Here is a 12,748-nt window from a genome sequence, read left to right as displayed (position 1 = left end):
CTTAGATCGGCTACCCCTCCGCCTGCCTCGCCGCCACCCGCCGCATGGCAATCACGCGGCGGCGGCGGATTTCCGTGCGCATCGCCATAAGGTGCAGGGCGAAGAACAGCACGGTGAAGCCAAGCGCCATCACCAGCAAGGGCCACAGCAGGCTGGGATCGATGGTCGGCCCGCCGAGGCGGAACACCGATGCCGGCTGATGCAGCGTGTTCCACCAGTCGACCGAGAATTTGATGATCGGGATGTTGATGAAGCCGACCAAGGTGATGATGGCCGCGGCCCAGGCGGCGCGGCTGGCGTCGTCGAGCGCGCGGGTCAGCGCGATGATGCCGAGATACATCAGAAAGAGGATGAAGACCGAGGTCAGCCGGGCGTCCCACACCCACCAGGTGCCCCACATCGGCTTGCCCCAGATCGAACCGGTGATCAGCGCCAGGGCGGTGAAGACGGCGCCAATGGGTGCGGCGGATTTCAGCGCGACGTCGGCCAGCGGATGGCGCCAGACCAGCGTGCCGAGGGCGGAGATCGCCATCACCGTGTAGCACATCATGGCGAGCCAGGCGAAAGGCACGTGGATATACATGATGCGCACGGTGATGCCTTGCTGGAAATCTTCCGGCGCCGTGAAGCTCATATAAAGCCCGATGGCGAGCACAATGGCGGCGATGGACGCCAGCCAAGGCACGATCCTGTCGGCCAGCCCGACAAAGCGCGTCGGGTTGGCAAGATCCATCCAGCCGGCAAGGCGTGAAGTCGTGTCGCTCATGCGGTTCTACATAGACCGGCGACGCATGGGGGGCAATCGAGTGGTGGTGTCGCAGGGCGCTCTTACCTTCTCCCCTTGTGGGGTGAGGAGCGGTCCGCGCTGGCGGACGAAAAGCCAATTGCTTGGCTTTTCGAGCTTCGAACGCCCTGAGCCTGCGAAGGGCCGGGGTCGCCGATCCACCCTGCCGGGTCCCCGCTGCTTCGCAGCGTCCCGGCGTTCGCCGGCCTTTCATCGTGCCACTGGCACGATGAATTCGCTTACGCGAACCGGCTGCTCACCCCATAAGGGGAGAAGGTAAAGGCACCTGTCAGGCAGCCTGTTCCTGCTGTTGCTGCACGGTGCGGCTGAGGCGGCGAACCTCCTCGTCGTTGAGCAGGCCGCCGGCACGCAGCAGGCTGGCAAAGCGGCCGTTGCGGATCGACAGTTCGGCGAAACCGCCCATCTCGATCACACGTCCCTTGTCCATGAACACGACTAGGTCGGCGTCGCGAACCGTGGTCAGGCGGTGGGCGATGATGAAGGTGGTGCGGCTGCGCCGCAATTCGTCGATCGCTTCCTTGACGCGGTCTTCGGTCTCGACGTCGAGCGCGCTGGTCGCCTCGTCGAGCACCAGGATCGGCGCGTCCTTGAGCACGGCGCGGGCAATGGCAATGCGCTGGCGCTCGCCACCGGAAAGCTGTCCGCCGCGTTCGCCGACGACCGTATCGTAGCCGGCGCTCTTCGACAGGATGAAGTCCTGCGCGGCAGCGGCATTGGCGGCGGCGTGAACCTCGTCATAGGTCGCTTCGGCGCGGCCGACGCGGATGTTGTCCTCGATCGTGCGATTGAGCAGGCCGGCATCCTGGAACACGGTAGCGATCGAGTGGCGCAGCGACTTGCGGGTCACCGCGCGGGTATCGACGCCGTCGATCAGGATGCGGCCGCTGGACGGCGTGAAGACGCGCTGCAAGAGATTGATGAGCGTGGTCTTGCCAGCGCCGGTCGGTCCGACAATGGCCACGGTCTGGCCAGCCTGGACCTCGAAGGACACGTCGTCGACGCCCTGCCCCGAATTGGCGAATTCGAAGCCGACATTCTCGAACCGGACGTGACCGGTGACATTGGCGAGATCGCGCAAACCATCGGGCTCGGCGGATTCGGCCGCAGAGTCCTCGAGCTGATAAAACTCCTCGAGCTTGGCCCTGGCTTCGGAAATCTGGTTGGCGAACGCCGACATCTGGTCGAGGCGAGCGATCAGCAGCGTGGCAAAACCGGTAAAGGCAATGACGTCGCCGATGCGCAACTGGCCATGCATCACCAGATAGGAGCCGATCAGAAGCACGATCATCATCGAAATCGTCGACGACAGGCGGTGCAGCGCGTTGGCCATCGCCCACCAGTCGAGCACCGGATTCTGCGCATCAAGCAGGTTCTTGACGTAACGCTTCAGCGCCTCGGTCTCATGACCGATGCGGTTGTAGCTCTGCAGCACGGCGACGTTGCTGACGGAATCGGTGACATGCGCGAACACCTGGTGATAGTGCCGCTCGACGGCCGCCTGGCCCTCCTTGGTGCGACGCATGACCAGCCGACCGATGCCGACATAGAGTACGCCGAGGCCCAAGAGCACCAGCGACATGCGCAGGTCCATGCTGATCGCGGTCGGCACCAGCAGAACCAGGGCGACGGCGGTGGACAGGTGCTGGCGCATGAATTCGAGCCAGAGGCTGAACAGGGTCTCGACCGCGCGCAGCAGCGTGTGCAGCGCGTTGGAGGTGCCGCGCTGATGATGCCAGGCAAGCGGCATGGTGATCACGCGCTCGAACGACTGGCAAAGCACCTCGCTGCGGCGCTTGTGGGCAAAGCGGTCGGCGCCACGCGCCACCAGAACGAAGGCGACGATGTTGAAGGCGCCAAGGCCGGCCCACATCGCCAGCGTCTGGAAGACGGAGCCGCGTTCCGAGATGGCACCGATCACCCGTCCGAACATGATCGGCTCAAGGATGGCTATGGCTGCGAGGGCGACATTCGCGCCGCAGATAAGCGCGACGCGCTTCCTGTCGGCTGCGAGATAACCCAGCGCTCTCCAGTAGATTTGCAGAAGGGACACTTCAGCTTACTCCGCCAAACTATTTATTGTGCACTGCATCATTTTCAGACTCGTACCTGTTGATGCGTCGCAAAACAATGCCCCTGTACCGCGTCAGTTCCCATTTCGCGAACAAAACATGGCGACGGCACGAAATCTGGCGTGATCATCTAACGGTTTGAGATAAAAGGTGAAATGCCAGCCTTGCGGCAAAATCATGGCAGCGGACGGACCCTGCCACAATTTTAATCAGCAAGTGATTGCGCGCGTCCCCGAAGCCCTCGGGCGGCTTGCCGGAGATTATCTCGGGCCAAGTAAAAGCGATGAGCACCGTACGGCACGCGGACGCTCTAAGCCATTGAATCTACACCCCTTGGTTTCCCCGTCGAAGGTCAGATGGGCAAAAGTCGGTGCCGATTTCGAATGGATACTGTGGCGCGCCCCAAAAAGGGGCGCGCGGCATTCCGGAACGCGGCGCTTTAGGCCGGAATCCTGACGATCACGTCGGTCTTGTCGCCGGCCTTGGGTTCGAAAGACGACCCTTTTGTCTTGGTGCCGTTGACCTCGAGCGAGATAGCCTTGGCTTTTTTGTCGCGGATGACGCGAAGCTTGATTTCGGCGCCCAGCATTTTGAGGGTGGCCGAATAGCCATCCCAATGTCCCGGCAGTTTCGGCCTGAACTGGATGCTCTGGCCGCGCCGTTCGATGCCGAGGATGCTTTCGACCGCGGCCCGGTACAGCCAGCCGGCAGAGCCGGTGTACCAGGTCCAGCCGCCCCGCCCGCCCTTGCCTTCGCCGGCATAGATATCGGCGGCGACGACATAGGGCTCGACCCGATAATGCTCGGCCGCACCCTCATCGAGGGCGTGGTTGGCCGGGTTGAGCATCGAGAAACAGCGGTAGGCGTCGTCGGTGCGCCCCATCTCGGCGAGCGCGATGACGAACCAGGTCGCCGCATGGGTGTACTGGCCGCCATTCTCGCGGACACCCGGCGGATAGCTCTTGATGTAGCCCGGATCCTTCTCCGTCCTGGAGAAGGGCGGGGTGAACAGCTTGACGATCTTGAGCTCGTCATCGACGAGCATCTTTGTCGCCTGCTGCATGGCCGTGGTCGAGCGCGCCGGATCGCCCTCGCCCGAGAGCACGCTCCACGACTGGGCGATCGAGTCGATCTTGCATTCGTCGGAATCGTGCGACCCCAGTGGCGTGCCGTCGTCAAAGCTGCCGCGGCGATACCATTGCCCGTCCCAGGCGGTGCTTTCCAGCGCCCGCTTCAGCACGTCGGCATGCTTGGTCCAAGCCTGCCCTCGCTTGCTGTCGCCTTGCGTCTTGGCGACAGCGGCAAAGTCGCCCAGCGTCTTCAGAAGGAACCAGCCCAGCCAGACGCTCTCGCCCCTGCCCTGCTCGCCGACGCGGTTCATGCCGTCGTTCCAGTCGCCGCCAAGGATCAGCGGCAGTCCGGCAGGGCTGCTGCGCTTGACGGCAAGGTCGAGCGCCCGCGCGCAATGGTCGTAGAGCGAGGCGGTGGTCTTGGAGATTTCAGGGGTGAAGAAGGCATCGTGCTCGCCCTCACCCAGCACCTGCCCGTCGATGAAGGGCAGTTGCTCCTTGAGGATCGCGGTGTCGCCGGTCACCAGCAGATAACGTGCGGTGGCGTGCGCCAGCCAGACCACGTCGTCCGAGATCATGGTGCGCACGCCCGCATCGGTGCGCGGCAACCACCAATGCTGCACATCGCCCTCGGGGAATTGCCGCCGCGCCGCGTTGAGGATCTGGTCGCGCGCCAGTTTCGGATCGTGCGCCAGAAGGGCCAGCGTGTCCTGCAGCTGGTCGCGGAAGCCGAAGGCGCCACTCGCCTGGTAGAAGGCGGAGCGGGCGCGGATGCGGCAGGCAAGGCTCTGATAGGGCAGCCAGTGGTTGACCATGGCGTCGAGCGCCTTGTCCGGCGTCTCGACCTGGATGGTGTCGAGGAAGCCGCGCCACTCGCGCTCATTGTCGGCCAGCCGCTGATCGAAATCCTTACCGCGGTGGGTCTGCACCAGGGCACTGGCCTCCTCGGGAGAAGCTGCGTCGCCGAGCAGCCAGAGCAGTGTCACGTCGCCGCCGGCGGGGATGTCGACGTCGCGTGCGATGGCAGCACAAGGATCGTCGCCAGCCTCGACCCGGCCCGACAGGCCAGCACCGCTCAGCACAGCGTGCGGCAGCTCGCTGGTGCCGTTCCTGCCGATGAACTCGCCGCGGTCGGATGTCACCGAATGCACGGCGCCATCGGCGGCCAGGAAAGCCACCCGTTCGGCAAAATCGAGCCCGTAGGGATTTTGCGCCAAGAGCGCGCCGGTGGCGGCATCCCTTGACGAAACGATGGTTGCAGCCGTGCGCGACCGATGACCGCCAAGCACCCATTCGGCATAGGCATAGACGCGCAGCCGCGCCGGCAGCGAACCCGAATTCTGGATGCGCAGCCGCGTGATCTTCACCGGGTCGAGCGGATCGACGACATGGGTCAGGTCCATCGACAGCGGCCCGCGCCTGGAGCGGAAGGTCGAAAAGCCCTGGCCGTGCCATGTCTCATAGGTCATGGCCGGATCGCGCACCACGGCGGCTGTCGGCGAGAACGCCCGGCCGCTGGCATGGTCGTAAATGTAGATGCCCTCGCCCGGCCGATTTGAGACCGGATCGTTCGACCACGGCGTCAGCTGATAGTCGCGGCTGTTGCGGCTCCAGGTGAAGGCAGCGCCCTCCGCCGAAACGTGGAAGCCGAACGAGGCGTTGGAGACGACGTTGATCCATGGCTGCGGCGTTGTGCGCCGGCCGGCAAGGCGGGTGACATAGTGGCGTCCGTCGCCTTCGAAGCCGCCAAACCCGTTCCACAGGCTGAGACCGCTGCCGTCAGCACTGCTATCGACCGGAGCATGAAATACCGGCGCGCTCGGCACCGGCAAGGACGGTTCGCGAAGGGTTGTCGTACCCGGCGGCAACAGTGCATCGCGCGCCTGCAGCGCTGCCGCCTCGGCGCGCTCGATCTGGTCGAAGATGGTGCCGTTGCGGGTGTGCAGCACGACGCGGGCGACGGCGAGCAAGGTCTTGTAGGTCGCCTCGTCCATCAGGTCGCGGCGCACGGCAAAGATGTGCTGGCGCGGCCCGAGTTCCTTGCCGCGCAAGCGGCTGTTTTCGCACAGCGTCTCGACGGCGCGCTGCAGGTCCTGCACGTAGGACGAAGCCTGCTCGTTGACGACGACGAAGTCGATCATCATGCCGCGGGCGCGCATGTACTCCTGGAAGCGAAGCGCCTGGGCGACGATCTCCAGATCGGCGACGTCGCCGATCCTGACCAGGAAGATCGGGAAGTCGCCGGAGATGCTGGTCGGCCACAGGCTGGATTGCTTGCCGAGCCCCGACGCGATGGATTCCGCGGGAAGGCGCAGGAACGGATCGGGATAGATCAGGTAGCGCGCCAGCTTCTGCACATTGGCGGCGTCGGTCAGGCTGAGGCCGAGATGGCGTGTCTGCACCTGGCTGCGCGTCCAGGCGAGCATCGCCTGGCGGGCGAAGCTTTCGGGATGATCGAGCCGCGCGACGGCTTCATCCAGTTCGGCACGGTTGGCGCCAACCACGGTCCAGAAGGTCAGCGAGATCTTCTTGTTGGCGGGAACGCGCACTTGCCGGCGCAGCGAAGCGACCGGGTCGAGCGTGAAGCCGGAATGGCCGCTAAGTTTGGCGCCCTGATCGAAGGCGGCGGCCTCGGCGACGGTGCGGCCGCGACCGATGAAGGCGCGACGATCGGTCTCCGCCTCGGCATCACGCGCCGACCCGGACGGATCGGTGACGAAATGCACCACGGTCACGTCTGGTTCATTCTTGTCGCGCTTGCGCCGAGTGGCGAAGATCGCCGCGTTGTTGGCCGCGATCTCGGTTTCCACGAACATCTTGGAAAAGGCCGGATGCGCATTGTCCGACGTCTCGGAACCCAGCACCAGTTCGGCAAAGGAGGTCACTTCGATATGCCGGTCGGTGGCGCCGTCATTGAACAGCGTGACCCGCCGTCCCTCGCCATTGCCTTCCGAGATTACGATGCATTCGACCTCGGAACGCAGCGATCCCACCGATTTGACGAAACTCGCCTTGTCGTCGGAAAACAGCGTCTGCACCCGTTCATCGGTTGCACGCTTCGGCTCTGATGTGGCCGACCACCAGTCGCCGGTGCCGGCATCCCTAAGGAAGATATAGGAGCCAAGCCGGTCCTCGGTCGGGTCCGGCTGCCAGCGGGTGACGGCAAGTTCGCCCCAGCGGCTATAGCCGGAGCCGGTGGCGGTGACCATGACCGAGTAGCGGCCATTGGACATGACGCTGGTCGAACGCAGCGCCCTGGCCGGATCGAGGATGATCCGGGAATCCGGGCTCTCGAGCTCGGTTTCGTCCTTCGACCGCTCGTCGGCCTCCGTCCTTACGGTGGCGGTCGGGATGTCGCGTGGCGCCCTCTCCTGCAGCAGCAGTTCGGCCGACTCAATCACCGGGTCGCTGTGGAAGCGGTCACGCAGGCGGCCTTCGAAGATGGCGTTGGCAACGGCGGCGATCGACATTCCGGAGTGGTGGGCCATGTAGTTCAAGACGACGGCATGGTCGGTGCCCTCAGGCACGCGCTGCGGCGTGAAATCGACTGCGTCGTAATAGCCGTGCCGGCCAAGGGCGCCGATCGCCTTCAACCTGGCCAGATTCCGGACGGATTCGCGCGGCGTGAACTGCGCCGCCAGCACGGTCGCGTAAGGCGCGATCACCGTGTTCTGGCCCAGGCCGCGCTTCAGGCCGAGGCCCGGCACGCCGAAATTGGTGTACTGGTAGGTCAGTTCGCGATCGCGGGCGTTGTAGGCCGCTTCCGAAATCCCCCATGGCACGTTCTTCGAGCGGGCATACTGGATCTGGCGCTTGATGATCAGCTTGCTGGTCTGGTTGAGGATCGAGCCTTGCGGCTCCTTCATCACCAGCGGCGGCATCAGATACTCGAACATCGAGCCGGACCAGGACATCAGCGCGCCCTGGAAACCGATCTCGACGATCGGCCGGCCAAGCCGGAACCAGTGCTCGGTCGGCAGGTCGCCCTTGGCGATGGCGAACAGGCTGGTCAGCCGCGCCTCCGAGGCGAGCAGGTCGTAGCAACTCTCGTCGAGCTGGTGTTCCTCGACCCGGTAGCCGATCGACAGCAGCTTGCGCTCCTGCCGCAGCAGGAAGGCGAATTCCATCTCGAAGGCAAAGCGGCGCGTACGCTCGCGCAACGCCAGCAGCTTGGCACGCAAGGCTTCGATGGCGTTTTCGTCGCTGTGCGAGTCATGCACATGCGCCTCGCAGGTCGCCTCCAGCCGCGCCGCCCAGTCGGTGATGACGTCGCTGCGCGGCGATGCGGCTTCGGTGTGGATGGCGGTCGCGAGCTTGCGAATCTCGCCGGCGAGCACCGCCAGGTTGATGGTACGGATCGACGCCATTTCCGGCTGCGCCTTGATCGTCATCACCGCGCGCCGCATTCCGTCAAGGCGGTCGGCCAGACGCTGGCGCAACGGCCTGAGCTGACGGCGGTCGTCGGGCAGTTCCTCGAGGCTCTCGTCGAGGATCGTCACCGTATCGAGAACGCCTTCGAAATCGCCCTGCAGATGCACGGACGGCGCTTCGGCCCATTCGGCGCAGGCGGCAGCCACTGCCACCAGGTGGCCAGCGAGATTGCCGCTGTCGACGGCCGAGATATAGAGCGGATAGAGCGGCTTCAGCGTCGTCGTATCGTACCAGTTGAACAGATGGCCGCGGTTGCGCGGCATGCTCTCGATGGTCGTCATCGTCGCATCGATGCGGGTGATGGCATCGGACAGGCTGATCCAGCCGAAATCGCGCGCTGAAACCACGGACAAGAGATAGACGCCGATATTGGTCGGCGACGTGCGCGGCGCCACCACCGGCGCCGGGCTTTCCTGGAAATTGTCAGGCGGCAGATTGTGATGCTCTGACGTCACGAAGGTTTCGAAATAATGCCAGGTGCGCCGCGCCACCGTGCGCAGCGCATGGATGTCGGCCGCCGATATGCGCAGCCGGTCCTCGGTTTCGGCCGAGCGGCTGATCCAGGCGGCAATGGCCGGCGAGCCGATCCAGAACAAAGCGAAGAAGAAGGCGACGAAGGCGCCGGTGGAATCGGCCAGCACCGGAATGGCGAGGCCGACGAAGCCGATGATCACGGCGCCATACATCATGCCGTAATAGGAGCCGATATCGTTGTCGCCGCTCTTATGCGCCTGCGACGCCGTGCGCCATTCCAACAGGTTCTGTCGGCTGACAAACAGGCGGTAGAGCGTACGCACAATGGCATCGCCCATCATCCAGGCATTGTGCGCCATCAGCACGATCTTCAGCGCCACCATGGCGGTGCCGAAGGCGACATCGCGCGCCAAAGCGGAGAAGTGGCCGCGCGCCGTCTGGTCGCCACTCTTCGGCAGGATGGCGTTGACGATATTGAAGGTCGGCGCCATGAACAGGCTGAGGATCAGCAGGGCCTGCCATTGCGCGGCCTGCGTGAACGGCAGCAGCGTCCAGCCGGCGATCGCCGCCATCACCCAGAAGATCGGCGTCAGCGAGCGGCGCAAATTGTCGACCATCTTCCAGCGCGACAGCGCCGGCACGCCGGAGCGCGGGTCGAGGATGAAACCGAGAAGCTGCCAGTCGCCACGCGCCCAGCGATGGTGACGCGACGCATCGACCGAATAGCGGGTCGGATAGTCCTCGACCAGCTCGACGTCGGTGACCAGCGCCGAGCGCGCCAGCGCGCCTTCGAGCAAGTCGTGGCTGAGAATGGTGTTTTCCTCGATGCGGCCTTTCAGCGCCGCCTCGAAGGCGTCGACGTGATAGAGGCCCTTGCCGGTGAAGGAGCCGTCGCCGAAGACGTCCTGGTAGAGATCCGACACGGCAAAGACGTAAGGATCGAGACCGCGATTGGCGGAAAACACCCGCTGGAAGAACGAGGCGTCGTCGCCGCTGGTCAGGGACGCGGTGATGCGCGGCTGCAGGATGGTGTAACCGGCGGTCACAACGCGCTTGGCCGCGTCGAAATGCGGACGGTTGAGCGGGTGGCAAAGCTTACCGACCAGCGTGGCGACTGCGTCACGGGTGGTGCGAGTATCGGCGTCCAGCGTCATGACGTGAACGACGTTCTCCGGCAACGGCACACCGGGCGGCAGGAAAGTCGTATCGCTGTCGCCGCGCAGCAGCAGATCCAGTTCGTGCAACTTGCCGCGCTTGCGCTCCCAGCCCATCCAGCAGCCTTGAGCGGCATTGTAGAGCCGGCGGCGGTGCAGGACATAGAAGCGCGGTGCGCCCTCTGAGGGATAGCGGGCATTCAGCCGGGCGATCTCGTCGCGGGCATATTGCAGGATCTCGACGTCGGCCGCATCGATTTCGGTCTTCGAGTCCGGCCAGTCCGAAAGCAGCGCGAAATGGATTTCATCGGCCGTGTTGGCGAGATGATGCACTTCGATGTTGCGGATGCTTTCCTCGACGTCGTCGCGCGAGCCGATCAGCGATGGCACCACGACCAGCGTGCGCGCCTCGGCCGGCACGCCGTGCCTGTAGTCATAGCCGATGAGCCGCGTCGGCTTCAGGAACAGCGACACGACGGTGTTGAAGAAGGCGAGCGCGCCTTCGCTCGCCGGCACGGCAAACAGCACCAGCATGAGGACGATCGACGGCACCGACAGGCCGAGATTGGCCAGCGCATTGCCGGAAAGGACCAGAAGCAGCGCCGTCAGCGCAAACACTGGCACGACGATGCCGAGCCAGCCGGTCCTGGCGAATGCCCGTTTGACCGCAACACTGATGGTCGGCCGATAGCCGATCGCCTTTTCCAGCTCCTGCCGGCGCGGACCGACGAGAAAGAACCCGACATCGGCCTTGGCAACCGGATCGGAAGGGGTCGCATAAGTGCCTGAGGCATCGCCTGGAGCGGCATGGCCGGCAAGCTCGATCGCCGTTTCAGCGACACGAAATTCGGAAAGATCGGAGCGGCGCGCCAGCTCCTCGATCGAAGTCCGATACTGGTCGCGCGAGAAGAAATCGAGCGCGGCGAAATCGGTGCGTTCGCGCAGCAGCGTGTCGATGCGGCTGACGCCCTCGAACCACACCGTCCAGTCGACGTCGTTGATGAGACGCAGGCCGCGGATGATGTTGCCGGTGGTGACGTTGCCGCCGGACAGCGTGCGATGCTCGCTGATGATGATTTCCTCGGCGTCGGAGCCGGTCTTCTCGAGCTCACCCTCCAGCCATTCCAGCGCCCGGCCGGCATTCTGCGATCCATCGCGCAGGCGGTAGAGCAACTGGGTGGCGAAGGTGGTGTCCTGCGCATGGGCGCCGTAGTTTGCAAGGATCGCCTGGCGGTCGGCGCTGTCGTCGGTGGCCAGCACGCGGTCGGCGACCTCATTGGCAATCTGGCGCATCTGCCTTGTGCGGTTGACGCGAACCGCGATGCGGCGAAGGTTTTCGATCAGGACGAAGCGCAGCAGCGACGGCAGCGCCCACAGCTCGCCGATCTTCAGCGGCTCGATGAACTGAAAACCCTCGACGATCGACTTGAACATGGTCGCCGAGACCGAGCTGTCGGAATGCGCGACATAGGTCCATGCCAGCGCCAGCGCGCGCGGCACGGTGGCGCGTTCGGACAGCTTCAGGGTCGGCAACTGGCGGTAGAAACGGCGCGGCAGGTCGCGCTTGACCTGGAAAATGGTCTCTTCGACCAGATAATTGTTGTCGAGCAGCCATTGCGCCGCCGGTGTGATGGTTTCGCCCCGCGCCTGCGCGGCATTGGTCGAGCGGTAGACTTCGAGAATCTTCTTGGCGCTGTCGCGGATGCGCGCCTGGAAGTCGAATGGCGTCAGGCCAAACAGATCCGCAAGGTCGCCCTTGGCAAGGCTGACGCCCAGCGTGCGCAGACGATCCTCCGGCAGGAAATTGGAGCGTATCGGCTCTTCGGTGATGGCCGGGAAGCTGGCGCTCGTCTTTTCGATCTGGGCAGGATTCGTCTGAATATTCATTGAAAATTCCGCATGGGGGGACGCAATGCGGCGTCACCGCCACGGCAATGTCCCTAAAACCGTTTCAAATGCAATTGGTTGCATCGCAACACTTGGCCGAAAGTTTGTTTTCGCACCGCGACAGGGCGTCATCCCTCAGCAACTCAAAGACGAGCGCCCCACGCTCCCGTCCGCATTTGATCGACGGAAGGATTCGGGCTTTTTCGTGATACGGCCAACAGCTTACGCGATATTTCGCCAGGGTTGCGATCATGTTTGGCAACAGGCGTTAATCGTTGCCGGAAACACCTTCGATGCGGATGACGAACAGGGTCGTCTCCCCGGCCGGCTCGAGGCGCAATTTCCCGGCCCCAGGCCCGAGCAGCAGCGCGTCGAGCGGTCCGATGCTGACCGGTGCTACACCAGCCACCGTGACATCGCCGTCGAGAGGCAGAACGAGGGTCGTATCGGCCGCCGGCTGAACCTCGGTTGGAGCGGAAAGCAGCAAGCGCTCGACCGTGTGGGTCATCCGCCCGCGGCGGGTCATGACGTTGAGATCGGTGATCGGACCGGCGATCAGCGCGGCTGATGTCGACACATCGGCCGGAAAGGCAAGCGGAGCGGAAACCCTGGTCAAGGTGGCCGGCGGCTGGCCGGCGATATCAAGGATGATGCCCTCGCCTTCCAGCACGGCCAGCGTTCGGTCGACGCCGGCAAAGCCGGAGAATGGCCCGCCGCTGTCGACCCGCGCCATCGACACGCGCCAGTCGAAATCGTCGAGCCCGGCGCCGTCAGGTGAAACGGCGATCTCGGTCGTCGTGCCGCCGCCATTCTTCCACGGCATGACGCGGTAGTCGGCTGCCCGCAGGATGCGCATTT

At 64.3% G+C, this 12,748-nt stretch carries 4 protein-coding genes; all 4 read right to left on the bottom strand.

The features are described from left to right. Positions 1-10 precede the first annotated feature (10 nt). Positions 11-766 carry a heme ABC transporter permease gene (locus AC1DVW_RS04760; protein ID WP_477242747.1) on the bottom strand — a complete coding sequence of 252 codons (756 nt, stop codon included), beginning with the start codon at positions 764-766 and terminating at the stop codon, positions 11-13. A 307-nt stretch (positions 767-1,073) separates the two neighbouring features. Further along, a complete protein-coding gene (locus AC1DVW_RS04755; RefSeq protein ID WP_477242746.1) occupies positions 1,074-2,855 on the bottom strand; it encodes a glucan ABC transporter ATP-binding protein/ permease in 1,782 nt (593 codons plus the stop codon). 458 nt (positions 2,856-3,313) lie between these two features. Further along, positions 3,314-11,890, bottom strand: coding sequence for a glycoside hydrolase family 94 protein (locus AC1DVW_RS04750; RefSeq protein WP_477321485.1), 8,577 nt, complete (start codon positions 11,888-11,890; stop codon positions 3,314-3,316). Positions 11,891-12,158: 268 nt separating this feature from the next. Further along, complete coding sequence (locus AC1DVW_RS04745) at positions 12,159-12,746, bottom strand: HutD/Ves family protein (RefSeq protein WP_477242744.1); 588 nt, start codon at positions 12,744-12,746, stop codon at positions 12,159-12,161. Positions 12,747-12,748 lie beyond the last annotated feature (2 nt).

The sequence above is a fragment of the Mesorhizobium sp. P3_B5 genome (assembly GCF_056402815.1).
The sequence above is the reverse complement of the archived record's forward strand: the minus strand, read 5'-3'. Positions and strand labels throughout refer to the sequence as shown.

Coding starts and splice junctions, on each gene's coding strand:
- AC1DVW_RS04745 (WP_477242744.1), bottom strand. CDS start 12,746: ATGCGCATCCTGCGGGCAGCCGACTACCGCGTCATGCCGTGGAAGAAT.
- AC1DVW_RS04760 (WP_477242747.1), bottom strand. CDS start 766: ATGAGCGACACGACTTCACGCCTTGCCGGCTGGATGGATCTTGCCAAC.
- AC1DVW_RS04750 (WP_477321485.1), bottom strand. CDS start 11,890: ATGAATATTCAGACGAATCCTGCCCAGATCGAAAAGACGAGCGCCAGC.